A 26,651-nucleotide genomic window follows, 5' to 3' on the forward strand; every position below is an offset into this window, starting at 1 on the left:
TCAGGCTCGTTTCTTCCTCGGTGTGGTCGACTTCGACGAGCCGGCCTTGGAGGCGTTCGACTTCGCTTCGTCCACACTGCGCTGCAGTGCGGCAACGAGGTCGACCACCTCTGCATCGGTGCCCTCTTGGTCGACCTCGGCGGCGGGGATGACCTTCTTGCCGCCGTTCTCGATCATCTCGTCGAGCAACTGCCGCAGTTGGAGCTGGTAGTCGTCGGTGAACTCGGTCGGATCGAAATCGCCCGCCATGCTCTCGACGAGCGTCTGCGCCATCTTCAGTTCCTTGGCCTTCGGCTTCTCCACGTCGTCGAGCGAAGGGAACTCTGCTGCGCGAACTTCGTCGGGCCACAGCAACGTCTGGATCACGAGGACGCCGTCGCGAGCGCGCATCGCGGCCAGGCGCGTCTTCTGTCGCAGAGTGAAATGCACCAGTGCCGTTCGATCACTCTCGGTGAGCACAGTCGAAAGCAGGACGTACGCCTTCGGCGACGCCGAATCGGGTTCGAGGAAGTAACTCTTCTCGAACAAGATCGGATCGATCTGATCGTTCGGCACGAATTCCAGCACCGGAATCTCGTGCTTCTCCGCGGCCGGGAGTTTGTTGAAGTCCTCGTCGCTCAAGATGACGCGCGATCCGTCTTCCGAGTCGTACGCCTTGTCGATGTCCGCGAACTGAACCGTGTTTCCGCACTCGGAACACACACGGTTGTACTTGATGCGGCCACCGTCTTTTGCATGGACCTGGTGAAATCGGATGTCGTGGTCCTCGGTCGCCGAGTACACCTTGACCGGAACGTTGACCAGACCGAAGGCTATCGAGCCTTTCCAAATCGAGCGCATGCCTCCCATGATGGTCGCCCCCAGCCGATTGCGCGAGGCAAACGCTCACGGTTGATCCCGAACCGTTGCGTCCGGGTGGGCCGGTTCGAGGCGCGGCGAGCGGGTATCCGCTCCGAGAATCCGACTCGCACACCTGGGGGCATACTCCGATGAGTATCCGAACCTACCGTCGACGCGTAGCAGCAGCGCTGGCAATTTCACTGGTTCCACTGCTGTTTGCGCCTTGGCCCGCGAACGCAGATCCGGCACGCACCGTAACCATCAGCGTCCACTCCGATGCGATGGGCCGCGACATCCCACTCGAGGTGATCCTCCCCGCCGACACGAGCGCCCCACGGCCCACGTTGTATCTGCTCAACGGCGCCGGTGGTGGCGAGGACAGTGCAACGTGGGAAGGACGGACCGATGTCCTGGACTTCTTTGCCGACAAGAACGTCAACGTCGTGACGCCGCTGGAAGGAGCGTTCAGCTACTACACCGACTGGCAGAAGGACGATCCCGTACTCGGACGCAACAAGTGGCAGACGTTCCTCACTCGCGAACTGCCGCCAGTCATCGATGCGCAGTTCGGTACCAACGGGGTCAACTCCATCGCGGCGATCTCGATGACCGCGACCTCGGTACTCAATCTCGCGATCTCAGCCCCAGGGCTGTATCGGAGTGTCGGGGCCTACAGCGGGTGCGCGGAGACTTCCACCCAGCCGGGTCAGGACTACGTGCGACTGGTGGTCGGTGCGCGGGGTGGCGCTGATCCGACAAACATGTGGGGACCGTTCGACGGTCCGGGATGGCGCGAGAACGATCCCGTCGTGAACGCGGAGAAGCTGCGGGGGACCGAACTGTACGTCTCCACCGGATCCGGGCTGCCAGGTCCGCACGACAACCTTCAGGCGCCCGATGTGAACGGAAACCCCGGAGCACTCCTGAATCAGATCATCGTCGGCGGCATCATCGAATCCGCGGTCAACGGGTGCACGCACGGATTGGCGGACCGACTGAACGCACTGGGCATCCCCGCGACCTTCGACTTCAAGCCGACCGGAACCCACTCGTGGGGTTACTGGCAGGACGACCTCCACAACTCCTGGCCGATGATCGCCAGCTCGATGGCAGCGCAGTAGTCGGTGCGGATCAGTAGTCGGTGCGGATCTGGTCACCGGAAAAACGGCGCGCGCATCAACGTCTTTCTCACGTGCCACGGTGACGATCGGAACAGTGTTGCCATCACCTTCGCCGTCGCGGCCGCGTCCCGCCGATCGGAAAGGTATGACCGCTGAGCCTCGACCGGTAGATCGAAGAACTTGTCGAAGAATGTGGTGACTTCGCCCGAGTCGAGGGTGAGAAGTGCGTTCAGACCAACGCGGCGGAGAGCGGATACCGCCTTGGCCGAGCGAGGCCAGAGTGCCGCGTTCGGATCCTCACCGTCGGCGATTGCTTTCGCGACAGTGTCGGCCTCGGCGAGTGAGGAGGCAACGCTGTATCCGGTTCCCGGATGCATCAGACCGCCTCGCCCGCCGAACCGGAGGACAGCGTCCGGGGACGAGTCCTTCGGGCCTTCGACCGCAAAACGGACTCGCTCGACCGGCGCGTCGTCGGGGACTTCGCAGCCCCGATTGTGAAGTCGGGTGCGCAGACGTGTTTCGAGTTCGCGCAACCCCAACGCCGGCCGGCCGACGAGGCAGGTCTCCTCGAGGAGGACTCGCTCGTCGTCGAGCGGGACCGCGTAGAGAAACGACGGAGTGTCGGCGTCGGAGGTGCCGTTGTCTGTTCGCCAGTCCATGAACCAGGCCTCGCTGCCGCCCAGAATCGGATCGGCCAGAGCTCGGTCCACGATCATTCCGAAGGCCGTCTGCTGCGCGGTTGTCACTGCCAGATCGGTGCCTCGGGCGTCGACGACGACGGATCCCGTCAGCTGCGATCCGTCCACGCACACGACGGTGGTGGTGGACAGTGTTTGAGCGCGTAAGCCTCTGACCTTTATGGATGTGTCGGAGAGAAATGATTGCAGTAGAGATGTATTCAATACGCAATAGATGCGATCAAGCGTTTTCTGCCCGCTGGTCCACACGCTCGGGCGTTCGATTCGGCTCGCGATCACCTCGTCCGGCAGCCACGACGGCAGCTCGTCTGCCCACGCCGAGTACGTCGGCGTCCACACCCGATGAGGATGCGGATCGACAACGACAACAGTGAGTTGCCGGGCGATACAGCGCGTCGCGAGTGCCCGCCCCGCCGGCCCTCCGCCCACGATCACCACGTCGGCGGAGGAGTCGAGTGTGCTCATGATCGGCGCACTACATCGATCCCGTTGCGAGCAGACCGCCGTCGACCCGGACCGTTTCGCCGGTGATCCATGCCGCCGCGTCGGAGACGAGGAAGCCGACCAAGCCGGCAACGTCCTCGGGGGTGCCGAGCCGCTTCATCGGGTAGCCCGCCGACGCCTTGTCCTCGCCGGCAGCGACCAGTGCTGCCGCGAACTGCGTCTTGACGATCCCGGGAGCTACGGCATTGACACGAATCTTCGGTCCCAGTTGCCAGGCCAGTTCTTCCGTCAACCGGATGAGCGCAGCCTTCGACGCGCCGTACGCCGCGATGACGCCCGTCGATCGGATCCCGGCCACACTTGCCAGGTTCACGACGGCTCCACCGTGTTCGCCCATCCACGCCCGATGTGCTTGTTGGACGTAACCGAGGGCGGCAACCACGTTCACGTCGAAGATCTTGCGCACGGCGTCGAGGTCCGCCTCCATGAGCGACCCGAAGACGGGATTGATTCCGGTGTTGTTGACCAGAATGTCGAGCGAACCGAACTCGGCGACGGCGCGGTCGACGGCACCGGATCGGGCCTCGGCATCGGCTGCGTTGCCCGCGAATGCGACGACCTTGCCGCCGTGCCCCAGATCGGACAGTTCGGATGCAGCGGCCTCGAGGGGCTCCGGCTTGCGGGCTGTGATCAAGACGTCGGCGCCGCGGGCGAGGAGTTCGGCGGCGACAGCTTTGCCGATTCCGCGACTTGCGCCGGTGACGATGGCGGCGCGGCCTTCGAGGTCGCGAGGACGAGTGCTGTTTTCGCTAGTCATGTCCCGAACGTTAGCGGACTCACACGCTCCTGGTCGGAACGACCGTCAGGTCACGGTAAAATCGATAGTTCTTGTGTCTGTAGTCAGGCATTGTTTACCCGTATTCGTCGTTTTTCCTGAGGAGTTTGCTTGATTACCGCCACTGACCTCGAAGTTCGTGCCGGTGTCCGCACCCTTCTCACAGCTCCCGGGCCTTCGCTGCGCATCCAGCCGGGCGACCGGATCGGACTCGTCGGACGTAACGGTGCCGGAAAGACGACCACTCTGCGCATCCTCGCCGGTGAAGGTGAGGCATATGCGGGAAGCGTCGTACGCACCGGTGAACTCGGATACCTCCCGCAGGACCCCAAAGAGGGCGACCTGAGCATCCTCGCCAAGGACCGGGTTCTCTCTGCCCGCGGCCTCGACACGATGCTCCGCGAGATGGAGAAGCAGCAGATCCTGATGGGCGAGGTGCTCGATCAGGAATCTCAGGACCGCGCGGTCAAGAAGTACGGCCAGCTCGAGGATCGATTCTCGGCCCTCGGCGGCTACGAAGCCGAGAGCGAAGCCGCACGTATCACCAGCAGCCTCGGCCTCGAAGACCGTATTCTCGGGCAGCCGCTCAGCACGCTGTCCGGCGGTCAGCGTCGTCGTGTCGAATTGGCTCGAATCCTCTTTGCCGCCTCCGACGGCAGCGGTGCCCGCTCGGACACGACTCTGCTGCTCGACGAGCCCACCAACCACCTCGACGCCGACTCCATCACCTGGCTGCGTGGATTCCTCCAGAACCACGAGGGCGGACTGGTGGTCATCAGTCACGACGTCGACCTGCTCAACGACGTCGTCAACCGTGTGTGGTTCCTCGATGCCGTCCGCGGTGAGGCTGACGTCTACAACATGAACTGGAAGAAGTACCTCGACGCTCGTGCCACTGACGAGCAGCGTCGTCGCCGCGAGCGCGCGAACGCCGAGAAGAAGGCCGGTGCGCTGCGGATTCAGGCAGCGAAGATGGGTGCAAAGGCAACCAAGGCCGTCGCGGCTCAGAACATGGCCAAGCGAGCCGACAAGTTGATGGCGAACCTCGATGCCGAACGTGTCTCGGACAAGGTTGCGCGGATTCGTTTCCCCGAGCCCGCCGCTTGTGGCAAGACTCCGCTGATGGGCAAGAACCTCACCAAGGTGTACGGCTCGCTCGAGATCTTCACCGGTGTCGATCTCGCGATCGATCGTGGGTCTCGTGTGGTTATCCTCGGACTCAACGGTGCAGGTAAGACCACACTGCTCCGCATCCTTGCGGGCGCGGAGAAGGCGGACGCGGGTGAGCTGATCGCCGGCCACGGACTCAAGGTCGGCTACTTCGCTCAGGAGCACGACACCCTCGACGACGACGCGTCCGTGTGGGAGAACATCCGCCACGCCGCGCCGGATACAGGGGAGCAGGAACTGCGTTCTCTGCTCGGTGCCTTCATGTTCACCGGCCCACAGCTCGAACAGCCGGCCGGAACGCTCTCGGGTGGTGAAAAGACGCGTCTGGCTCTGGCCGGTCTGGTGTCGTCCGCTGCCAACGTTCTGCTTCTCGACGAGCCCACCAACAACCTGGACCCGATCTCACGCGAGCAGGTGCTCGACGCGCTCCGCAGCTACACCGGTGCCGTCGTCCTGGTCACCCACGATCCGGGCGCTGCCGAGGCACTCAACCCCGAGCGGGTCATACTCCTGCCCGACGGCAACGAGGACCACTGGTCGCAGGAATACCTCGAGCTGATCCAGCTCGCCTAACCCCCTGTGAGTGGTTAGGGAGTCCCCGCACTCCTCAACCACTCACAGGGGCGAAGCCCCTCAATCTCGCCGCCGCACCGATTCCTCGACCAGATCGAGAACAGCTGACAGGTTGTCGACGCCGTGGCCGGAGGCGATTCTCGCGACCAGGCCGTCCATCACCAGATCCAGGTATCCGATCAGAATTTCGGTGGGAACGTCGTCACGGAGCCGACCGGCCGATTTCTGTCTGGCGAGGCGCGCACTGGTCGCTTCCGTCAGTTCTACGGAGCGCTGTGACCACTTCTCGCGGAAGTCGGCGTCGTTGCGCAGTCGACGCGCTATCTCCAGTCGCGTTCCCAGCCAATCGAATTGATCGGGCTGCGCGAGCATGTCCCGCATGACCTGGACAAGGCCCTCTTCGGCGACGACATCTGCCATCCGGCTCGCATCCTCGCTTGCGAGAGCGAGGAACAGGCCGTCCTTGTCCTTGAAGTGATGAAAGATCGCTCCTCGGGACAAACCGGTGACTTCTTCGAGACGGCGAACTGTGGCGCCGTCGTAGCCGTATTCCGCAAAGCAGCGGCGGGCGCCGTCAAGGATCTGACTGCGCCGTGCCGCGAGATGGTCTTCACTGACCTTGGGCACGTTGTTGTCCTCGTCTCGCGCTTTCTTTGTGCTCTGAACGCACGTGGCGGACTCAGCACCTCGCTGAGTCCGCCACGTGGGTTAGAGCAGGGCTCGGTTGACTAGCCCCGGATCATGTTGCGAAGCACGTACTGCAGGATGCCACCGTTGCGGTAGTAATCCGCTTCGCCGGGGGTATCGATGCGTACGACTGCGTCGAACACGACCTTCTCGCCGTTCTCGCGCGTCGCCGTGACCTTCATGGTCTTCGGGGTGACGCCCTCGTTGAGCTTCTCGACGCCTTCGATGTCGAAGGTCTCGGTGCCGTCGAGCTTGAGCGAACCTGCGGACTCGCCGACCGGGAACTGCAGCGGGACAACGCCCATGCCGATGAGGTTGGAGCGGTGGATGCGCTCGAACGACTCGGTGATGACGGCCTTGACGCCGAGCAGGCTGGTGCCCTTGGCTGCCCAGTCACGTGAGGATCCGGAGCCGTACTCCTTGCCGCCCAGGACGACCAGCGGGATGCCGGCTGCCTGGTAGTTCTGCGACGCGTCGTAGATGAATGCCTGCGGTGCGCCTTCCTGCGTGAAGTCGCGGGTGTAACCACCGGAGACGTCGTCGAGGAGCTGGTTGCGCAGACGGATGTTCGCGAACGTTCCGCGAATCATGACCTCGTGGTTACCGCGACGCGAGCCGAGCGAGTTGTAATCCGCACGCTCGACGCCGTGGGAGTCGAGGTACTGCGCAGCGGGGGTACCGACCTTGATCGGACCTGCCGGGCTGATGTGGTCGGTGGTGACCGAGTCGCCGAGCAGTGCGAGGACGCGAGCGCCCTTGATGTCCTTGACCGGAGCCGGATCCATCGTCATGCCGTCGAAGTAAGGTGGCTTCCGCACGTAGGTGGAGTTCACGTCCCACTCGAAGGTGTCACCCTTCGGGGTTTCGAGGTTCTGCCAGCGGCTGTCGCCCGCAAAGATGGTTGCGTACGACTTGCGGAACATGTCCTGGTCGATCGAGGACTTGATCGTCTCTTCGATTTCCTGCGTGGACGGCCAGATGTCCTTGAGGTAGACGGGGTTTCCGTCGGTGTCGTTACCGAGCGAATCGGTCTCGAAGTCGAAGTCCATGGTTCCGGCGAGGCCGTATGCAATCACGAGCGGCGGGGAAGCCAGGTAGTTCATCTTGACGTCGGGGGAGATACGTCCCTCGAAGTTACGGTTACCCGAGAGCACCGCGGTGACCGAGAGGTCGTTGTCGTTGATGGCCTTCGAGACTGCCTCGGGCAGGGGTCCGGTGTTACCGATGCACGTGGTGCAGCCGTAACCACCGAGGTAGTAACCGAGCTTCTCGAGGTACGGCCACAGGCCGGCCTTCTCGTAGTAATCGGTGACGACCTGCGAACCGGGAGCCATGTTGGTCTTGACCCACGGCTTGGTGGCGAGGCCCTTTTCGACGGCGTTGCGTGCGAGCAGTGCAGCACCGAGCATGACCGACGGGTTGGACGTGTTGGTGCAGGAGGTGATACCTGCAACAACAACGGCGCCGTGGTCGAGAACGAACTCACCGGCGTCGGACTTGACGACGACCGGCTTGCTCGGACGGCCTTCTGCGCCGTTGGCAGCAGAGAGAACGTCGACCGCTCCGTCGTCGGCAAACGACAGAACCGCGGGATCGGAAGCCGGGAAGGACTCTTCGACGGCCTCGTCGAGCTGGGTGTGCTCGGTCGGGTAGTTCTCTTCCACGTAGTTGTGGATGTCCTTGCGGAACGCAGTCTTGGACTCCGACAACAGGATTCGGTCCTGCGGGCGCTTCGGGCCGGCGATCGAGGGAACAACGGTTCCCAGATCCAGCTCGATGTACTCCGAGAAGACGGGTTCCTTGTCGGGGTTGTGCCACAGGCCCTGTTCCTTGGCGTACGCCTCGACGAGAGCGAGCTGCTCGTCGCTGCGGCCGGTGAGGCGCAGGTACTCGATGGTCTCGGCGTCGATCGGGAAGATCGCTGCGGTGGAACCGAATTCGGGGCTCATGTTGCCCAGCGTTGCGCGGTTCGCGAGCGGAACCTCGGCAACACCGTTGCCGTAGAACTCGACGAACTTGCCGACGACGCCGTGCTTACGGAGCATCTCGGTGGCGGTGAGCACGACGTCGGTTGCGGTGACGCCGGGCTTGATCTCACCGGAGAGCTTGAAGCCGACAACGCGGGGGATCAGCATGGAGACGGGCTGGCCGAGCATTGCTGCCTCGGCCTCGATGCCGCCGACGCCCCAGCCGAGCACGCCGAGGCCGTTGACCATCGTGGTGTGCGAGTCGGTGCCGACACAGGTGTCGGGGTATGCCTGTCCGTTACGGGACATGACGGTGGGTGCCAGGTACTCGATGTTGACCTGGTGAACGATGCCCATTCCCGGGGGGACGACCTTGAAGTCGTCGAATGCGCCCTGGCCCCAACGGAGGAACTGGTAACGCTCGCCGTTGCGCTCGTATTCGAGGTCGACGTTGCGCTCGAGTGCGTCGGCCTGGCCGAAGACGTCGAGGATGACCGAGTGGTCGATGACCATGTCGGCGGGGGAGAGCGGGTTGACCTTGTTCGGGTCGCCGCCGAGGGTGGTGACGGCCTCACGCATGGTGGCGAGGTCGACGATGCAAGGAACGCCGGTGAAGTCCTGCATGATCACGCGGGCAGGCGTGAACTGGATTTCGATGCTCGGCTCGGCTGAGGGATCCCAGCTCGCGATTGCGCGGATGTGATCCGCGGTGATGTTGGCACCGTCTTCGGTGCGGAGAAGGTTCTCGGCGAGAACCTTCAAGGAATAGGGCAATTTCTCGGTGCCGGGGACGGCCGAGAGGCGGAAGATCTCGTAAGAGTTCTCACCGACCTCGAGGGTTCCCTTGGCTCCGAATGAATCGATACTGGTGCTCACGTCTGCTCCACTCGTCTATGAGGGTCGCTACCGACGGGGCTGTGTCGGCAGCTGAAGCGAGGTACTTCGGCCGGGAAGATCCTCCGTAGCTCACGCCAATCGCACAGTTCGCGTGAGAACTGTCCGAACATCGGAGCTGCAGTAGAACCTGTCCTGACCGGTGGTACCTCTTGGTCCAAGTCTAACAGTACGCTTGTCCTGTGAGAATTCAGGGCAAGTTGACCGAAACAATCTTCATGCAGACTGCGGGCCTGCGCAACGCAGGCTTGGCTGGGTGACCACACCCACAGTTACCGCTCGGGCGGCACGCGCGGCGGTTGCGTGTGACGCCTGGTGGCAGTCGACCTGAAGTAGGCTGCATGCAGGCCCGTCGCGGGTCGGCCGCCGAAAAACGACCTCGGAAGAACTCCCCGCATCTCAGCGGTGGACGGAATCCGAACAGCACCCGGATGAGAGATGTCTGCTCCTACCAATCACGCTTTTGCGCCTGTGCACGTGAAGTCCCCGTTGCACGTCGCTGTTCCGTCGGATGTCGATCTCGACGACGTGCTCGCGGACCTTTCGACGGACGGCGTCTCCGCCCCGGAGTCCGATGTTGTGGGGCTGACTGCGGTGGTGACCGACGCCCGTGAACGTGGTGTCGACTTGAGCGTCGTGGTGGTCGACGCAAATCCGGGCCGGCCGTCCGATCTTCGCGACCTGGCCACGACGGTCGGCAAAACCGAAGGCGGCACGGTTCTCGTTCTGAGCCCAGACTGGATGGGTAGCTACAGCGACTCGATCAGTCGCGTGCAGCTCGAAACCGCGCAGGACCGATCTTTCGGAGAAAGCGCGAGCGTGACCGCGGACCGCTTCTCGCACGAGATCGTGGCGCCGGGTCCGCCGTGGACGCTTTACACGGTCCTTGTCATCGCACTGGTTGCGGTTATTGCCGGAATTACCTTTGCCGTCAAGTGGCGGCGAGAGCCGGAAAACGCGCAAACCAGACATGTCGCGTCGACTTCAGAAACGGCGACATCTTCCGACCACCGGGCCGATTCCGTCTGACCTTGGTCCTTTTGCGAGATTTTCAGTAACTCGTCGAAAACAGGTACTCACCGCTGTTTGCGGTGAGTACCTGCCCTTTTTGGTACCTGCATGCCATTCGACCAGCTCAAATACCGTTTGTGTTATTTGTGGCTAAAGTTTCCAAAGAACGCTTGAGTGTCGTACGGTACAACTGGCACTTTTTGGGGAAGAAGTGTCGCAGACAGGCTGATGTTGTTCGACGCGTACTTGTCGGTTGCCTTGTTCTCGAGGTGTCGACGGTGGCGTTCGTACGGCACGTCCAGGTCGACGAGCAGCTCTCGGGCTGTGGGCGACCGGTGCTTGGTCTGCGCATTCCCTCCCCGCACGGATCGGCGACCCAGCGGGCCGTGGCGTTACACGCGAGGGAGAGTTATTTGTGAGGCAAGTAACACGTGGCGGCGAGTCCCGTCGTGGTCCTTCCCGTAAGTCGATGCGCCTGGCGCAACTGGTCATCGGATTCGGCGTTGTCGGGTCCCTGATCGTCGGTACGCCCGCCATGTCCTCGGCCGTACCACCGCCGCCGCCGAATCCGAGTGACTCGGACATCGCTGCGGCCGATTCGCAGGTCTCGTCGAGCGTCGGCACCGTCAGCGCGCTCATCAATCAAGTCGCATCGGCCAACGAACAGTTGTCGGCACTCGACAACGAAGTTGCGATCAAGCGTGAAGACGTCAACAAGACGCTCGTGGATCTGCAGAACGCTCGCGGCGCCGCAGACACCGCAGCGCAGGCCGTCGGCGTCACCAAACAAGCTCTTAAGGACGCGTCGGCGCAGATCGAGGTCGCTCAGACGGACTTCGACAAGTACGCACGCTCGAGCTACGTCAAGGGCACCAACACCGCGTCCATCTCGTCGTTCCTCGACGCCAAGGGCCCGGGCGACGTCCTCGACCGCGCGCAGGTCCTCAAACTGCTCGCCAATACGCAGAGCGCAGTGCTTGACGGTCTCCAACGAGCACGTACCGAGCAGGCGAACAAGGACTCCGCGACCCGCCAGGCAAAGCAGCAGGCCGACGCCGCCGCCGAGGTCGCGGCACAACTGAAGGATCTGGCCGAGCAGGCGATTCAGATCGCGCGCAACGCTCTCGATCAGCAGGTTGCCAAGAAGGCCGCGATCGAAGCCGAGCGGAACTCCGCTCAGGCTCAGCTCGACGCCGCCCGCAATGCAGTCGCAGGTTTGCAGGGCCAACGCCAGGCGTATGCGACGTGGGACGAGCAGCGTCGCGCCGAGGAAGCTCATCAGAAGGCTCTCGAAGCTGCCGCCAAGGAAGCTGCCGCACAGGCTGCTGCCCGCGCAGCTGCCGACCAGGCCGCCAAGGATCGAGCTGCAGCACTGGCAGCGGCTCAGCGTCCGCACACCGCTGTGGAAGACCCGACTCCGACCGTCATCCCGGACGACGACGACACCTGGACTGACGAGGAAACCGGGACCGACGAGGAAACAGGCACGGACGAAGAGACCGGTACCGAAGAGGAAACGGTCACCACGCCCAAGCCCACCACCCCCAAGCCGACGACGCCGAAGCCCAGCACGCCGAAGCCTTCCGTTACCGGAAGCGCTGCAATCGAATCCGTCATCGACCGCGGAATGTCTCAGCTCGGCGTGCAGTACGCCTGGGGCGGCGGTGACGAAAACGGTCCGACGCGAGGCATCCGTGACGGCGGCGTCGCCGACAGTTACGGCGACTTCAACAAGGTCGGTTTCGACTGCTCGGGCTTGATGATCTACGCCTTCGCCGGCATCGGAATCTCGCTGCCGCACTACACCGGCTATCAGTACACCGCGGGCACGCAGGTTCCGTCTTCGGAGATGAAACGCGGCGACATGATCTTCTACGGTCCCAACGCCAGCCAGCACGTGGCGCTCTACCTCGGTAACGGGCAGATGCTCGAGGCACCACAATCCGGTTCGAGTGTCATGGTCTCCCCGGTTCGCTGGGGCGGAATGACGCCGTACGCCGTCCGACTGGTGTCCTGACCGTCAGAGGAAATGCCGCTGACACCCGCATTGTCAGGGAACTATCAAGTTCCCGACGTGGTGTTACGGCATCGAGCGCAACTACCTGGAATAGTTGACGGGGAACACGTTACTGTCGGTACTTTTCTAGGTGAAAGCGATGGATTCTTGGTGACCTCACGTGAAGATTCGGTCGGAACGGTCGACGTAAGCAAGGCGAGCGGAAGTGCGGACGGAGCAGCACCTTCCCTGGCAGCCGACGTTCAGACCTTGGAACGAGCGATCTACGAGGTCAAGCGAGTCATCGTCGGGCAGGACCGGCTTGTCGAGCGCATTCTCGTCGGACTTCTCGCCAAGGGTCACGTCCTCCTCGAAGGCGTACCCGGTGTCGCCAAGACGCTGGCCGTCGAGACTTTCGCGAAGGTCGTCGGCGGTTCGTTCTCCCGCGTCCAGTTCACCCCCGACCTGGTGCCAACCGACCTCATCGGCACGCGCATCTACCGTCAGGGCCGCGAGGAGTTCGACACCGAACTCGGACCCGTCGTCGCCAACTTCGTGTTGGCCGACGAGATCAATCGTGCCCCGGCCAAGGTGCAGTCCGCGCTCCTCGAGGTGATGGCAGAACGCCACGTCTCGATCGGCGGCAAGCGCTACCACATGCCCGACCCGTTCCTGGTGATGGCGACACAGAACCCCATCGAGAACGAGGGTGTCTATCCGCTCCCCGAGGCACAGCGCGACCGCTTCCTGTTCAAGATCCTCGTCGACTACCCGACAGTGGAGGAAGAGCGCGAAATCGTCTACCGGATGGGCGTGGCAGCCCCGGAGCCGCACCAGATCCTCGGTCCGGAGGAGTTGGTGCGGCTCCAACGCGTCGCCAGCAACGTCTTCGTCCACCACGCGCTCGTCGACTACGTTGTCCGGGTCATCGCCGCTACGCGTACGCCGCGTGAGGTCGGACTCGAGGACGTCGCGGGCTGGATCGCGTACGGCGCCTCACCCCGCGCGACGCTCGGCATCATCGCCGCGTCGCGGGCTCTCGCTCTCGTCCGCGGCCGCGACTACGTCGTGCCGCAGGACGTCATCGAGGTGATCCCGGACGTGTTGCGCCACCGCCTCGTTCTTTCCTACGACGCCATGGCCGACGAGGTGACTCCCGACGCGGTCATCGCCCGGGTGCTGCAGACCGTCGGACTGCCGCAGATCGCCGCGCGGCCTGTTCCCACCGTTCCCGGTCCGCCTCAGCAGGGCGCACCGCAGGCACCTCAGTTCAACGCACAGGGCACCGCGAATCCACAGGGCACAGTCAATCCACAGGGAAACGGCGCGCCGATCGCGACCGCTGAGACGATGAGTCGCCCGCAGTGACCGAAGGCCGCGACGGTGGCCAGGCGACACCCGCCGGATCCACCGGTTCTCCGCCGTCGTTCCGATCCGGCGAGCTCAGCGATCCCAAACTCACCGCTGCGCTGCGCACCCTCGAGCTGACGGTTCGTCGTCGCCTCGACGGTGTGCTGCACGGCGATCACCTCGGCCTGATTCCCGGCCCGGGTTCCGAACCGGGTGACGCCCGCGAGTATCAGCCGGGCGACGACGTGCGGCAGATGGATTGGTCCGTGACTGCACGGACGACGCACCCACACGTGCGCCAGTCGGTCGCGGATCGTGAGCTCGAGACGTGGCTTGTCATCGACCTGTCTGCAAGTCTCGACTTCGGGACCGCCGGATGCGAGAAGCGCGACCTGGTTGTCGCCGCAGCCGCGGCGATCACTCACCTGACCAGTTCGGGCGGTAACCGCGTCGGCGCCATCATCTCGACGGGCGCCCAGACAACTCGAATTCCGGCCCGCGGTGGGCGCATTCACGCACAGGCGATGCTCCGCAAGATCGCGACGACTCCGCACGCTCCGGACGGGGTACGCGGTGATCTGGTCGGCGCGATCGAAGCGCTCAGACGCCCACAGCGTCGGCGTGGACTCGCGGTCGTCATCAGCGACTTCCTCGGGCCGATCGACTGGGAACGCTCGCTGCGCGCCATTTCGGGACGTCACGACGTGCTCGGCGTCGAGGTGGTAGATCCGCGCGACCTCGAACTTCCGGACGTCGGCGACGTTGTGCTCCACGATCCCGAGTCCGGCCGGACCAGAGAATTCACCACGACGCCGCAACTGCGCGCCGACTTCGCCAGAGTCGCCGCCGAGCACCGCGTCGAGGTCAGGCAAGCTCTACGTCGTTGCGGCGCACCGCTCATGTCCCTGCACACCGATCGGGACTGGATCGCCGACGTCGTGAGATTCATCTCGGCACGCCGACACAGTTATGGTGCCGGCGCCGGAACTGGGGGCGTTCGTTCGTGAGTCTTTCTCAATTCACCGCACCGTGGTGGCTGCTGTTCCTCGCTGTCATCGCCGCGTTGGTGGTCGGTTACGTACTCGTGCAGAAGCAGCGGGCCAAGCACACACTTCGGTTCACGAACTTCGCGCTACTGGAGAAGGTCGCGCCTTCGCGGCCCGGGCGGTGGCGTCATATTCCGGCGATTCTGATGGTCGTCGCATTGGTGTTCTTCACCGTCGCCCTTGCCGGTCCGACGGCAGACAAGAAGGTCCCGCGAAACCGTGCCACGGTGATCCTCGTGATCGACGTGTCGCTGTCGATGCAGGCCACCGACGTCGAGCCGACGCGATTGGCAGCAGCGCAGGAAGCTGCGAAGTCGTTCGCCGACGGTCTGACTCCCGGCATCAACCTCGGGTTGGTCGCATTTGCCGGAACCGCTTCGGTTCTGGTGTCGCCCACCACGAATCGTGACGCGACGAAGGTCGCCATCGACAACCTCAAGCTCAGTGAGCGAACGGCGACGGGCGAGGCGATCTTCACCTCGTTGCAGTCGATCGACACGCTGTCGGCTGTTCTCGGCGGCAGCGATCAGGCGCCACCGGCGCGCATCGTGTTGCTGTCCGACGGTAAGCAGACCGTTCCCGAGAACTCGGACGATCCGCGGGGCGGATTCACCGCTGCCCGTCAGGCCAAGGACAAGGGCGTTCCGATCTCGACCATTTCCTTCGGAACGACATACGGGCGAGTCGAGATCGAAGGAGACCGAATCCCCGTCCCGGTCGACGATGCGTCACTGAAGGAGATCGCCAACCTGTCCGGCGGAAGTTTCTTCACGGCATCGAGCCTCGAAGAACTGCGCCAGGTGTACGACACGCTCGAAGAGCAGATCGGTTTCGAGACGACACGAGGCGATGCGAGTCGACCGTGGTTGGTCCTCGGCGTCGTGTTCGCGACCGCTGGTCTGACGATTGCCCTGGTACGCAGGCAGCGTCTGCCCTGATCGAGAGCAGTTCCGAATTGTCCAAATACCGCTGGTACGCGGCCCGCAGAGAATTGATAGGTTGATCGCCATGTCTACCCCTCCCACGACAGTGGTTTCCGAACGGACCGTCACCACACCGCGCTCGGTGCTCGTCACCGGTGGTAACCGCGGAATCGGCTTGGCCGTCGCTCAGCGGCTCGCCGCAGACGGCCACAAGGTAGCCGTCACGCACCGCGGTTCCGGTGTCCCCGAAGGGTTGTTCGGCGTCGTTTGCGACGTCACCGACACCGAGTCGATCGACCGTGCATTCAAAGAGGTCGAAGCGCACCAGGGGCCGGTCGAGGTCATCGTCGCCAATGCCGGCGTCACCGACGACACACTGATCATGCGAATGAGCGAAGAGCAGTTCACGAGCGTCGTCGACGCGAACCTCACCGGTACGTTCCGCCTCTCGAAGCGTGCGACCCGGTCGATGCTGCGCGCGCGTTTCGGACGCTTCATCTTCCTCGGTTCGGTGGTGGGTCTGGCGGGACAAGCCGGCCAGGTCAACTACGCCGCGTCCAAGGCAGGCATCGTCGGTATCGCTCGTTCCCTGACAAGGGAACTCGGCTCGCGTTCGATCACCGCCAACGTCGTCGCACCGGGTTTCATCGAGACCGACATGACGGCAGCACTGGGCGACGACGTGAAGGACAAGGCCACCGAGTTCATCCCGTTGCAGCGGACCGGAAAGCCGGAAGATGTTGCAGCAGTTGTCAGTTTCCTCGCCTCCGACGATTCGGCATACGTCTCGGGTGCAGTCATCCCCGTCGACGGCGGACTCGGCATGGGGCACTGACCCGCTTTTCGCACACACACCTTTCTCGTACGTCTGAAATCAGGAGGACATCTCATGGGCGGTTTGCTCGAGGGTAAGACCATTCTTGTCACCGGCATCATCACCGATTCGTCGATCGCGTTCCACGTGGCCAAGGTCGCGCAGGAGCAGGGCGCGAAGGTGCTGATCACCGGATTCGATCGTCTGCGCCTCATCGATCGCATCGCCCAGCGCCTGCCGCAGCCCGTGCCGCCGGCAATCTCGCTCAACGTCCAGAGCTCGGAGGATCTCGCATCTCTCGCCGAGCGTGTGCGCGAGCTGGCTCCCGAGGGTATCGACGGCGTGGTCCACTCGATCGGCTTCGCTCCCCGCTCCTGCCTGGGAAGCCCGTTCATGGACGCGCCGTGGGAAGACGTGGCGGTCGCACTCGAGGTGTCCGCATACTCGTACAGCGCACTGGCCAAGGCCTTGCTGCCGGTGCTCAACGACAACGCGTCCATCGTCGGAATGGACTTCGATCCGGCACGCGCTATGCCCTTCTACAACTGGATGGGTGTCTCCAAGGCAACCCTCGAGGCCGTCAATCGGTACGTGGCCAAAGAGGTGGGCGTCCGCGGTATCCGCTCGAACCTGGTGTCCTCCGGCCCGATCAAGACCCTGGCCGCCAAGGCCATTGCCGGCGACAGCACCGGTCCGGGCGCGGAGTTGGACAAGCTCAACACCGCATGGGACGGTGCTGCGCCCATCGGCTGGGACGTCGACGATCGCGAGCCGGTCGCCAAAACGGTCTGCACCGTTCTCTCGGATTGGTTGCCCGGCACGACCGCGTCGATCATCTACGTCGACGGCGGCTTCCACGCGATGGTCGGCTAGTAGCACCCCTTCTACTACACAGGTGAGTACCCGGGTGACCCCCGCCGAACGGCATCACGCAAGATTGAACTCATGACCGCAAGTATGGACATGCAGTTCGATGCTCTTCTCGTTTTGTCGTTCGGCGGTCCCGAAAAACCCGAAGACGTACGGCCGTTCCTCGAAAACGTCACGCGCGGTAGGGGAGTGCCACCGGAGCGGCTCGACGCCGTTGTCGAGCACTACATGCATTTCGGTGGAGTTTCGCCCATCAACGCGCTCAACCGAGACCTGATCGAACGGGTCGAAGGTGAGTTGGCAGCAGCCGGCGTGGACCTGCCCGTATACTTCGGCAACCGCAACTGGCACCCGATGGTCGAAGACACCGTCGCCAAGATGCGCGAGGACGGTGTCCGCAATGCCGCCGTGTTCGCCACGTCGGCGTGGGGCGGTTACTCGGGATGTCGGCAGTACCACGAGGACATCGTCCGTGCCCGTGAAGCCGTCGGTGACGGCGCACCGACGCTGACAAAACTTCGTCAGTACTACGACCATCCGCTCGTCGTCGGCGCGTTCGCCGACGGTGTGCGCGCGGCCCGCGCAGAGTTGCCCGAAGCGACTCGCGATACCGCGCGCCTGGTGTTCACGGCGCATTCGGTCCCGAGTGCCGCAGACCGCAATGCAGGGCCGCCGGCAGAGGGCGGAAACCTCTACAGCCGACAGGTTGCCGAGGCTGCGAAGTTGGTTGCCGAGGCCGTCGGCGTCGAAGATTTTGATCTGGTGTGGCAGTCGCGATCAGGCCCGCCGCAGGTTCCGTGGCTCGACCCCGACATCTGTGATCACCTGGATACGCTGTCCGCCAAGGACGTTCGCGCCGTGATCGTGTGTCCTGTCGGTTTCGTCTCCGATCACCTCGAAGTGGTGTGGGACCTGGACACCGAGGCCAAGGACAAGGCGGCCGAACTCGGTATGGATTTCGTGCGCGCCGCGACACCCGGCCGCGATCAGCGTTTTGCGCAGCTGGTGCCGACGCTCGTTCGGGAACTGGCCGACGCCGAGCAGCCACTGCGATTGGGGGTCGAGCCGCTGCTCGGCTCGACCACCAACGGTCTCTCGTGTGCGGTGAACTGCTGCGCGGCCGTTCAGCGCCCCCGCTGACGGAAGCTTTCCGACGCTCAGGAGTTCGGCTGCTTCAGCTTTCCGCAGGGTCCCGGAACGGTGGACGTGCTGCGTGAGGTGAGGAGCGTCTCGACGATCTGTCGATCTTCGGGGCTCAGTGACGGGTCGATGTAGTTGAGCTTGGGCGCCCCCAGTTCGCGGACTCGCCCGGCGAGGGTCGCTACAAATGACACTCGTTCTTCGTCGTCGTCGTTGACGTCGTGGATCTGCAGCACTGACACCGGAAACTTGCGCAGCGTCACAGGCAGGAAGCGGGCGCCGAGCACATGGTCGACGTTGAATCCCGCCCACTGTCCCTGGTTGGCTTCCACGCATTCGGCGTCGGAGTGAATTGCGCTCTCGCCGATGTACTTACGGGCGGGGAGCATCTTCTTCGGTGCTAGTTCGGATGCACCTTGCTGTAGCACGGGAAAGTCGCCGTCCGAGTACAACCAGGGTTGGTTGGCCATCGAGATCAACCGGCCGGCGTCCAGATCCGGGAGATAGCGAGACTTGAGGAGAAACGCGACGCTGTCGACCGAGATGCCCAGCAGTTCGGCGGCCTTCTGTCGGCTCATCGCAAACGTCGGGGCATTCTTCGGGGCGATCTGGATCAAATTGACCATGCGAACTCCTGTAAGTGTTCAATTGTTGCGGGTTTGGTACAGCTGACATGACAATTCGCCGATTATCAACCTCTAGCTGATTTCCGACTTGTAGATGAGTCGGTTGTCACCATCCGAGTTCACGCAACCGGGGATCTCCGATCCCGAAGTGGTGGCCGATTTCGTGGATCACGGTTCGGCGAACTTGCTCGATCACCTCGTCTTCGGTGCTGCAGATCGCACAGATGGCCCTGCGGTAGATCGTGATGCGGTCGGGGAGGACGCCGGCGTACGTGGTGGTTCTCTTGGTCAGTGGGATGCCCTGATACAACCCGAGCAACCCCGGTCGTCCCCCTTCGAGTTGAACGGTCACCGCGACGTTGGCCATCTCCGCACCCAACTTCGGGGGCAGACTGTCGAGCGCCCGCTTGACCATGTCCTCGAACTGACTGTCGTCCACGTCGATCATCTGCCCATTGTGCGTGCGAGGGCGGGATCCGGGTGTGTCCATGTGGAAACAGTGCAGCTTACGGCTATGTTCATTGCGTGGCCGAAGACCTCTATCACCGTTACGAATTCACATTCATCGTTCAGATGCTGACAGTCTCGCAAGAGCAGGCGATCGAAGAGAGCTTGGGCGGAAAGGTCGAGGACCGGCGTGGACTGCAGTTGCTGACGCTCACCTCGGAAGGTATGCGAGCGGCGACGACGGCTATCACCGTGGTCGACCAGTTGGTGGCTGCAGGCGTGCGTCCCCAGCGGACGCATCCCGATTTGGTGTCACGTCAGGACATTGCCGACCGCGCGGGGGTGACGCGGCAAGCTGTCGGACAGTGGGTGCGAGGGGTCCGGCAGGCGGCTACTCCCTTCCCGATTCCGTACAACTCGGTCGCCGGGGGGATCTGGTTCTGGGGCGATGTCCTGGCTTGGTTGCGCCGTCAGGGGTACAGCCAGGACACCGGTTTGCGCTACCCAACGCTGGACGAACATATTCGCATCGACCGACATATTGCGATCAATCACAAGACTGCGGGTTGACCGATCAAGCGGTTTGCCTGAAAATAGCTATTGAAACAAACCGATGGTAGGTATAAAGTCCCTAAATACCTCAATCAATCTATCGGTGCGTCGGTCCTGCTCTGGGGGGAGTTTGGTCTGCGCTGCAGATACCCGAGCATGCGAGCAGGAATTCATGGTTTCGACCCCCGAAGTTAGACCGATGCCCAAATCGGCCGCACTCACGACTTCTGTGGCTATTTCCAGCGCTGGAGCAACGACGAAGCTACGCGAAGATGCAACGGACAGGGGTCGTCTGCGAGCGGCGACGGCGGCACTGTTCCGGCGCTCACGCCCACGCGCGGCTTCCGCGCCACCGTTGAGCGTGCTTCTTCTCGTCACCTCCGACAATGGTCTCTCGCAGCGGGCTGGTCTTGTTCTTCGCGAGGCGGGGCACCAAGTCCGCACCGCCGTCGTCGCCGACGCGGACGCAGTGCTGGCCGCGACGTCTGCGGGAGATTTTGATCTCATCATCTGCCCGTTTCTGAAAGCCTATGTACCGGAATCTATTTGGCAGCGGTGGACAACGATCATCATCCATCCCGGCCCGCCCGGTGATCGCGGACCGTCCTCGCTGGACTGGGCGATAACGGATGGCGAACCGATCTGGGGAGTGACCGCGTTGCAGGCCGCCGAGGAACTCGATGCCGGAGCGGTGTGGGCGTGGCGGACATTCGAACTCCAGAGCGGTGTAACCAAATCTTCGGTATACAACGAGGCAGTCACCGACGCGGCGATGGAGTGCATTACGGAGGTCGTCGAACATTTCCGTACTCCTGACTTCCAGGCGATCCCATCGGACCGAGTTGCGCGGCCCGTGGCATCGGCCCGATCGAGGCCCAGCATGAAACAGGCCGATCGCGTTTTCAGCTGGGAGGAAGACGCGTCGAGCATCGTCCGCGCCGTCAACGCCGCCGACGGGTTTCCCGGCGTCGCCGTTCAGTTGGGGCTCGACCGGGTCTACGTCTACGACGCTCACCCCGATACCCACGTCGATGCAGCGCCCGGCACCATTGTCGAGTACTTCCACCAGGCGATACGTGTCGCCACCGGTGCGGGCTCCGTATGGATCGGACATGCGCGGCTCGTCGGCGCCGGCAATGTCAAACTTCCGTCGACCGCGGTCGTACGTCCGGACGTGTTCGTTCCACAGGTCTGGGAGAGTCGTTACCCCGAGACCGACTATCACCGCGACGGCGAAATCGGATATCTCTCGTTCCGCTTCTACAACGGTGCGATGAGTACGAAGCAATGCGCCCGACTGGCCGCCAGGCTCCGCTGGGCGATCGCGCAGGACACCAAGATCCTTGTCCTGACGGGTGACTACGACAGATTCAGCAACGGTATCCACCTCAACGTCATCGAGACAGCGTCGGATCAAGCCGGAGAAGCGTGGGCCAACATCAAAGCCATCAACGAGATCGCGAAAGCGATCGTCACCTGTACGGAACAGGTTGTGGTGGCGGCATTCACAGGCAACGCCGGTGCCGGCGGGGTCATGCTCCCGCTTGGAGCCGACGTAGTCGTGGCCAGGGACGGTGTGGTTCTCAATCCTCATTACGCCACGATGGGCCTGTTCGGCTCGGAACTGCACACGTACACACTTCCGGCTCGGGTCGGCGAGGAGCAGGCCCGCAGCCTGCTGGCCGAGTGCAGTGCGATCGGTATCCGTCGAGCCTTGGACATCGGACTTGTCGACGCGATCGGCCCCAGGCGGCCGGATCTGTTCGAGGCGTGGTTGCACGAGGTCGCCACCGACTTGCTCGAAGGAGATCGGATGGAATCGATGCTGGAGCGCAAACGTCTTCGACTGGAACGTGATCCGGTGGAGCCCTACGAGGAGCGTGAGCTCGAAGAGATGAAGATCGACATGTTCGGTGACCGCAACGGGTTTGCCGAGAAACGCCGGAACTTCGTGCTCAAGCTCTGATCGACACGCTGTTCGCCGACGCGACACGGGCAGTGCGAACGACGTCCCACAGTCGTCGCAGCAGGTCGTCACGCCTCTGCGCAGTGGACACGCTCGGGGCCTGATTGGTCGAGACCGACGCAGCGACGGTAAGAATGGCTGCCACGTTGTCGGCGGTGTCGATCACCTGTAGATGCCGAGGTGACAGTGTCGACGGCCAGCGGTACCCGGCCTGGGCCTGCAGCGCTTCGGCGACCAGCGTACGAGCGTCGCCCCCAGGCATTCCGGTGGCTACGGTCGGAAGCCCGCCGAGCACCTCCGCTGCGTCCCGAACAGCCTGGCGCAGTTCGTATTCGGCTTCACGGAGTCCGATCGATTCGGCGCTGCCCGCCACAGTGGGAATGGAGAAAACCGTCCACCGCAAGACGTCCGGACCTTCCTTCGACGGCACGAGGCCGACTCCCGGCTTGCCGACGGCGCCGATCTGTATCCCTTCACCCGTTGCGATCGCAGCGCGTGCGAACTCGGTGCCAGTGGGCAGGCCACGTACATCGCCGGCCGTAGGAAGGACCAGGCGGACTTCAGCGGCCTCCGAGCGTGCGATTCTCAACAGGGTGGACACACCCGAAGCCGTGACTCCCGGCCACTCGAGATCGTGGCGGACCGCGGTTTCCGCATCGGCAGCGCCGATCAGGTGCATCGGCGCCCACGCGGCAAGGGCGTCGATGACGTCGTCCGGCGCAGCGTCGCCGGCGAGCCATGACGCTGCCCACACGGTGAGGGTTGCGCTGGGAGAACTCATGACCGTGAAGTTTAGTTCGGCGTGGCGACATGCGCGGCCCCGGCGTTGTGACCTAGCGTGATCCGGCGTGAGCGGTGGCAACGGATACGGTGACATTTTTGCGGGTCATACCCGCAAACAGAAGCGCGTGACGCCTGAAGTGGCGGCCGAACGTGATCTTGTCGTCGAGGATGCGGCGACAGGATTCTGCGGTGCGGTAGTCGGTTTCGAGCGCACGTACGACGGCGATTTCGTGCGACTCGAGGACGGGCGCTCCCGGACGCGGTTGTTCGCGATGCGCGAGGCGGCCTTCCTCATCGACGGCTCACCGGTCACCCTCGTTCGCCCGGCCCCCAAGCCCGCGTCCACCAAACCCGCACGATCGGCTTCGGGTTCGACCCGAGTCGAAGGCTTACGTGCACGCACGGCACTGCCCAGCCGGATCTGGGTGGAGGGAGTACACGATGCTGCCCTCGTCGAGCGGGTGTGGGGCCATGACCTTCGCGTCGAAGGTGTTGTCGTCGAACATCTCGAAGGGCTCGACAATCTGGGGGAGCGGCTTGCCGAATTCGTGCCGGGCCCCGGCCGCCGTGTCGGTGTCCTCGTCGACCACCTGGTCACCGGTTCCAAGGAAACCCAACTGACTCAGGGCCTCGGCCCGAACGTGTTGGTGACCGGACATCCGTACATCGACGTGTGGGAGGCCGTTCGTCCCAAATCTGTCGGAATCGCCTCCTGGCCGAAGATTCCACGCGGCGAGGATTGGAAGACGGGAATCTGCCGCGAACTGGGCTGGGGGACACCTCAGGAGGGCTGGCGGCGGGTCTACAACTCGGTCGAGAGCTTCCGCGATCTGGAAGCTCCCTTGATCGGTGCCGTCGAACAACTTGTCGATTTCGTTACCGAGCCGAACTGACGTAGCGGCGGCCTGGGTCACACATTCTGGTTAGATGGTGTTGTGGCTGCACTTATTTGGCTGATCGGAGCACTGGTGCTCGCCGGGGCCGAAGCGCTGGTGGGGGATTTCTTCCTGCTGATGCTCGCCGGTGGGGCGCTCGCTACTGCCGGTGTCAGTGCTGTCACCGACTTCCCGGTGTGGGTCGACGCCGTCATGTTCGGAGTGTTCTCCGCCGCCCTCGTCCTGGGTGTGCGACCGATCATGTTGCGTCGCTTCGGTAGTCCGCCACCGACCCCGACCGGAATTCAGGCACTCGAAGGTAAACACGCTCTGGTTCTGGAAGAAGTGGGCGAGCATTCCGGGCAGGTCAAGTTGAACGGCGAGGTGTGGACTGCCAGGCCGTACGACACCACCGAGGTGTACCCGCCGGGCACCAAGGTGACGGTGATGGAAATCAACGGCGCAACAGCAGTCGTCTGGAGGGGACCTTAATGGCAGCACTCATAGTGCTCGGTGTGTTGGTGCTATTCGTGATCTTGGTGGTCGCGAAGTCGGTAGCACTGGTACCGCAGGCAGAAGCCGCGGTGATCGAGCGGCTCGGTAGGTATTCGAAGACGGTGTCCGGTCAGCTCACATTCTTGATCCCGTTCGCCGATCGTGTGCGCGCCAAGGTGGATCTTCGTGAGCGGGTGGTCTCCTTCCCACCGCAACCGGTGATCACCCAGGACAACCTGACACTGTCCATCGACACGGTGGTGTACTTCCAGGTCACCAATCCGCAAGCTGCGGTGTACGAGATCAGCAACTACATCGCTGCCGTCGAGCAGTTGACAACCACGACGCTGCGAAACGTCGTCGGCGGAATGACCCTCGAAGAGACGCTGACCTCGCGTGATTCCATCAATGGTCAGCTTCGTGGTGTCCTCGACGAGGCGACCGGTCGCTGGGGCCTGCGAGTGGCCCGCGTCGAACTCAAGAGCATCGATCCTCCGCCCTCCATCCAGGAGTCGATGGAAAAGCAGATGAAGGCGGACCGCGAGAAGCGCGCGATGATTCTGACGGCTGAAGGCCACCGCGAATCCGCTATCAAGACGGCCGAGGGTGCCAAGCAGAGCCAGATTCTTTCCGCCGAGGGCAACAAGCAGGCCTCGATCCTCAACGCCGAGGGTGAGCGTCAGTCCCAGATTCTTCGGGCTCAAGGTGACCGCGCGGCCAAGTACTTGCAGGCCCAAGGCGAGGCCAAGGCCATCGAGAAGGTTTTTGCTGCTATCAAGTCCGGTAAGCCGACTCCGGAATTGCTTGCATACCAGTATCTTCAGACGTTGCCGCAGATGGCGCAAGGCGATGCGAACAAGGTGTGGCTCGTGCCCAGCGACTTCGGTGACGCACTGAAGGGATTTGCGAAAACGCTTGGCGCGCAGGGGCAGGACGGTGTCTTCCGTTACGAGCCGCCGGCCGCCGAAGAGAATCTTCCCAACCCTGAGGACGATTCAGCTGAGGTCGCGGAGTGGTTCGAAACGAAATCCGATCCGGCTATCGCAGAAGCAGTCCGCGCCGCTGAAGTTGCTGCACGTACTCCCGTCGAAGATCCGGCGGCTGCGGTCAGGCACCTCCGTGAAAGTGCGCCCGAGCAGCCCGGATTCGTAGATCCCGCGCTGCCGCAGCAGAGTGAAAATCCTTGGCCCGGTCAGCTGCCGCTGCCGTCCGAACGCGAAGAGTTCCAGCAGAAGTACCCCTACCAGGATCAGCCGCCGGAGGGCGGCCAGCGCCGGTAGGCGCCTCTCGTAGTAATCGGGACGGGCACTCGTCACCTACGTGATGAGTGCCCGTCCCGTTCCGCATACAGCGATCGCCCAGAGGACACTGACGAAGGTTCCCATGATGAACTGCTCGGACGCGTGAGGTTCGCGAAGTTCCGGGTACCGCGCGAGCCCCTTGACTGCCAAGACGATCGCGATCCCCTCCGGCCAGGTTGCGAGAATCGACGCCGCCACCGCGAGCCGTTCGAGGATGCCGATCACACGTCCGCCGCGAAGAGGTCCGGCGTCCGGTGCCGGGCTCCCGTCCGGTTGGCGACGAGCGATCTTGAAGGTGGCAAGTACCAACGGTGCACCGGCCGTGGCGGCGGCAAGTACGCACAGGACAAGCGTCGCCCCGAGAGCGAAACCGGTGACCGGGGTCGTTCGGGTCGATGCCAGTGCGGCAACACCCAGCGCCGGAAGAGCCACCACGGACGACGCCCATTCGGGGACTTCCAGTCGACCACGACTGAGCGGTCCCAGTGCCGCTGCAGCTGCTGGTGCCGCGGCGGCGACGGCGAGCGCGATCAACGCCAGAACGACCATGTATTCGAGCCCCCTGCTGTGTCGACGAGTCTGTACCGGTGCGAGCGTGAGCAGTCTAGGGCTGGAGTCTGACCAAAAGTCGTTCTGCGAGTCTGCGCCCCGCGAGTTCTGCGTGCCACCCGGCTGTCAGGAGTCGCTTGGACATGGCCTGTTTGGTGATTCCGAGGTGGGCCGCCGCGCTGACCTGAGTGAGTCCGCTGTCCATCAGAGCGATGGCTTCGCGTCCGTCCTTCGTCTGTCTCGTGACAATCGTTCCGAGCAAGGTGAACGCGGCATCGACATCGGCGGCGAGTTCGTCGCGTGAGCTGTCGGCCGGCGCCTGTTCGACAGCAATTCTGGCCGGAGCTCGCTTGGCTCGCTCGACGGCGATCCGAGCAGCTTCGAATGCCGGTCCGCGTCCGGCCCGGGTCTGCCGTGGGAGAGGCTGCTCGACGGGACCGATCCCGATCCCGACACTCCAGTGCTCGCGCCGAATCAGCTCGAGTGCGACGAGGACGAGTAGCGCCGGATCGTCGGTCACCGCTTGAATCTCGTCGCCCGCAGTGCGCTCGAACGGCCGCAGGAGCCTGCGATCGGCCATGTCGTCGATGATGTCCCCGACGCGGTCGACATCGCGTCGGCTACCTCGCTGATCCACTGTCAGTACGAACATTAGTCAATGCTAGATAGTTGACTTTC

At 63.4% G+C, this 26,651-nt stretch carries 25 protein-coding genes; 15 read left to right on the forward strand and 10 right to left on the reverse strand.

All coding sequences use genetic code 11. The features are described from left to right. Entirely contained in the window at positions 1-849 is an 849-nt protein-coding gene (locus tag FEZ59_RS15425) for a Ku protein (RefSeq protein WP_020907736.1), read from the reverse strand. Positions 850-989: 140 nt separating this feature from the next. On the opposite strand from FEZ59_RS15425, the gene FEZ59_RS15430 reads away from it, so the two are divergent. Then, positions 990-1,961: an alpha/beta hydrolase family protein gene (locus FEZ59_RS15430; RefSeq protein WP_019748416.1), complete on the forward strand. Its 972-nt coding sequence runs from the start codon at positions 990-992 to the stop codon at positions 1,959-1,961. Positions 1,962-1,993: 32 nt separating this feature from the next. Here FEZ59_RS15430 and FEZ59_RS15435 read toward each other — a convergent pair whose 3' ends face one another. Continuing rightward, on the reverse strand, positions 1,994-3,124 hold the full coding sequence (locus tag FEZ59_RS15435; protein WP_134999242.1) for a lycopene cyclase family protein: 1,131 nt from the start codon (positions 3,122-3,124) through the stop codon (positions 1,994-1,996). Between the two features lie 10 nt (positions 3,125-3,134). Beyond that, positions 3,135-3,920 (reverse strand): SDR family oxidoreductase, encoded by a 786-nt coding sequence (locus tag FEZ59_RS15440; RefSeq protein ID WP_019748418.1) that lies wholly within the window; start codon positions 3,918-3,920, stop codon positions 3,135-3,137. Between the two features lie 129 nt (positions 3,921-4,049). Between FEZ59_RS15440 and FEZ59_RS15445 the strand changes: the two genes are divergently transcribed. Continuing rightward, on the forward strand, positions 4,050-5,681 hold the full coding sequence (locus FEZ59_RS15445; RefSeq protein ID WP_020907739.1) for an ABC-F family ATP-binding cassette domain-containing protein: 1,632 nt from the start codon (positions 4,050-4,052) through the stop codon (positions 5,679-5,681). A gap of 60 nt (positions 5,682-5,741) precedes the next feature. On the opposite strand, the gene FEZ59_RS15450 is transcribed toward FEZ59_RS15445, so the two are convergent. Together FEZ59_RS15450 and acnA are read right to left on the reverse strand one after the other, a co-directional pair. Further along, positions 5,742-6,308 carry a TetR/AcrR family transcriptional regulator gene (locus FEZ59_RS15450; protein ID WP_003944970.1) on the reverse strand — a complete coding sequence of 189 codons (567 nt, stop codon included), beginning with the start codon at positions 6,306-6,308 and terminating at the stop codon, positions 5,742-5,744. Positions 6,309-6,409: 101 nt separating this feature from the next. Continuing rightward, positions 6,410-9,211, reverse strand: coding sequence for an aconitate hydratase AcnA (acnA, locus tag FEZ59_RS15455; RefSeq protein WP_019748421.1), 2,802 nt, complete (start codon positions 9,209-9,211; stop codon positions 6,410-6,412). 456 nt (positions 9,212-9,667) lie between these two features. Between acnA and FEZ59_RS15460 the strand changes: the two genes are divergently transcribed. The 8 genes from FEZ59_RS15460 (at position 9,668) to FEZ59_RS15495 (ending at position 18,379) form a co-directional block, all read left to right on the forward strand. Next, a complete protein-coding gene (locus FEZ59_RS15460; protein WP_019748422.1) occupies positions 9,668-10,258 on the forward strand; it encodes a DUF6676 family protein in 591 nt (196 codons plus the stop codon). A gap of 451 nt (positions 10,259-10,709) precedes the next feature. After that, positions 10,710-12,257: an NlpC/P60 family protein gene (locus tag FEZ59_RS15465; RefSeq protein ID WP_029255350.1), complete on the forward strand. Its 1,548-nt coding sequence runs from the start codon at positions 10,710-10,712 to the stop codon at positions 12,255-12,257. 228 nt (positions 12,258-12,485) lie between these two features. Further along, positions 12,486-13,604, forward strand: coding sequence for a MoxR family ATPase (locus FEZ59_RS15470; RefSeq protein ID WP_225989466.1), 1,119 nt, complete (start codon positions 12,486-12,488; stop codon positions 13,602-13,604). Continuing rightward, positions 13,601-14,593, forward strand: a complete 993-nt coding sequence (locus tag FEZ59_RS15475) for a DUF58 domain-containing protein (protein WP_003944991.1) — start codon at positions 13,601-13,603, stop codon at positions 14,591-14,593. Before FEZ59_RS15470 ends, FEZ59_RS15475 begins: the two co-directional genes overlap by 4 nt. After that, positions 14,590-15,570, forward strand: a complete 981-nt coding sequence (locus FEZ59_RS15480) for a VWA domain-containing protein (protein WP_019748426.1) — start codon at positions 14,590-14,592, stop codon at positions 15,568-15,570. The genes FEZ59_RS15475 and FEZ59_RS15480 overlap by 4 nt, the downstream gene beginning before the upstream one ends. 70 nt (positions 15,571-15,640) lie before the next feature. Beyond that, positions 15,641-16,390, forward strand: coding sequence for a 3-oxoacyl-ACP reductase FabG1 (gene fabG1, locus FEZ59_RS15485; protein WP_007727875.1), 750 nt, complete (start codon positions 15,641-15,643; stop codon positions 16,388-16,390). A gap of 54 nt (positions 16,391-16,444) precedes the next feature. Then, entirely contained in the window at positions 16,445-17,242 is a 798-nt protein-coding gene (gene inhA, locus FEZ59_RS15490; protein ID WP_003944803.1) for an NADH-dependent enoyl-ACP reductase InhA, read from the forward strand. 84 nt (positions 17,243-17,326) lie between these two features. Then, complete coding sequence (locus FEZ59_RS15495; protein ID WP_021344248.1) at positions 17,327-18,379, forward strand: ferrochelatase; 1,053 nt, start codon at positions 17,327-17,329, stop codon at positions 18,377-18,379. Between the two features lie 17 nt (positions 18,380-18,396). Here the strand turns inward: FEZ59_RS15495 and FEZ59_RS15500 are convergent, their stop codons facing one another. Together FEZ59_RS15500 and FEZ59_RS15505 are read right to left on the reverse strand one after the other, a co-directional pair. After that, entirely contained in the window at positions 18,397-19,005 is a 609-nt protein-coding gene (locus FEZ59_RS15500) for a hypothetical protein (RefSeq protein ID WP_020907744.1), read from the reverse strand. Positions 19,006-19,111: 106 nt separating this feature from the next. Further along, positions 19,112-19,453, reverse strand: coding sequence for a metallopeptidase family protein (locus tag FEZ59_RS15505; RefSeq protein WP_003944783.1), 342 nt, complete (start codon positions 19,451-19,453; stop codon positions 19,112-19,114). Between the two features lie 77 nt (positions 19,454-19,530). Between FEZ59_RS15505 and FEZ59_RS15510 the strand changes: the two genes are divergently transcribed. Together FEZ59_RS15510 and FEZ59_RS15515 are read left to right on the forward strand one after the other, a co-directional pair. Further along, positions 19,531-20,022 carry a hypothetical protein gene (locus tag FEZ59_RS15510; RefSeq protein WP_134999245.1) on the forward strand — a complete coding sequence of 164 codons (492 nt, stop codon included), beginning with the start codon at positions 19,531-19,533 and terminating at the stop codon, positions 20,020-20,022. Between the two features lie 181 nt (positions 20,023-20,203). Continuing rightward, positions 20,204-21,970, forward strand: coding sequence for an enoyl-CoA hydratase-related protein (locus tag FEZ59_RS15515; protein WP_242459820.1), 1,767 nt, complete (start codon positions 20,204-20,206; stop codon positions 21,968-21,970). Here FEZ59_RS15515 and FEZ59_RS15520 read toward each other — a convergent pair. Beyond that, positions 21,960-22,751 carry a hypothetical protein gene (locus FEZ59_RS15520; RefSeq protein ID WP_019748431.1) on the reverse strand — a complete coding sequence of 264 codons (792 nt, stop codon included), beginning with the start codon at positions 22,749-22,751 and terminating at the stop codon, positions 21,960-21,962. The two genes, FEZ59_RS15515 and FEZ59_RS15520, sit on opposite strands and share 11 nt — an antisense overlap. A 67-nt stretch (positions 22,752-22,818) precedes the next feature. On the opposite strand from FEZ59_RS15520, the gene FEZ59_RS15525 reads away from it, so the two are divergent. Genes FEZ59_RS15525 through FEZ59_RS15535 form a run of 3 tightly spaced genes read left to right on the forward strand, consistent with a single transcriptional unit; the run spans position 22,819 to position 25,403 of the window. After that, complete coding sequence (locus tag FEZ59_RS15525; protein WP_172932853.1) at positions 22,819-23,646, forward strand: DUF3097 domain-containing protein; 828 nt, start codon at positions 22,819-22,821, stop codon at positions 23,644-23,646. Between the two features lie 42 nt (positions 23,647-23,688). Continuing rightward, complete coding sequence (locus FEZ59_RS15530; RefSeq protein ID WP_019748432.1) at positions 23,689-24,120, forward strand: NfeD family protein; 432 nt, start codon at positions 23,689-23,691, stop codon at positions 24,118-24,120. Further along, entirely contained in the window at positions 24,120-25,403 is a 1,284-nt protein-coding gene (locus FEZ59_RS15535; protein ID WP_003944935.1) for an SPFH domain-containing protein, read from the forward strand. The genes FEZ59_RS15530 and FEZ59_RS15535 overlap by 1 nt, the downstream gene beginning before the upstream one ends. A 36-nt stretch (positions 25,404-25,439) precedes the next feature. On the opposite strand, the gene FEZ59_RS15540 is transcribed toward FEZ59_RS15535, so the two are convergent. Together FEZ59_RS15540 and FEZ59_RS15545 are read right to left on the reverse strand one after the other, a co-directional pair. Then, complete coding sequence (locus FEZ59_RS15540; RefSeq protein WP_172932854.1) at positions 25,440-25,973, reverse strand: hypothetical protein; 534 nt, start codon at positions 25,971-25,973, stop codon at positions 25,440-25,442. A 55-nt stretch (positions 25,974-26,028) separates the two neighbouring features. Further along, positions 26,029-26,625, reverse strand: coding sequence for a hypothetical protein (locus FEZ59_RS15545; RefSeq protein ID WP_003944858.1), 597 nt, complete (start codon positions 26,623-26,625; stop codon positions 26,029-26,031). Positions 26,626-26,651 lie beyond the last annotated feature (26 nt).

It is taken from the genome of Rhodococcus sp. MS13 (genome assembly GCF_013277835.1).
GTDB classification, from domain to species: domain Bacteria; phylum Actinomycetota; class Actinomycetes; order Mycobacteriales; family Mycobacteriaceae; genus Rhodococcus_F; species Rhodococcus_F erythropolis.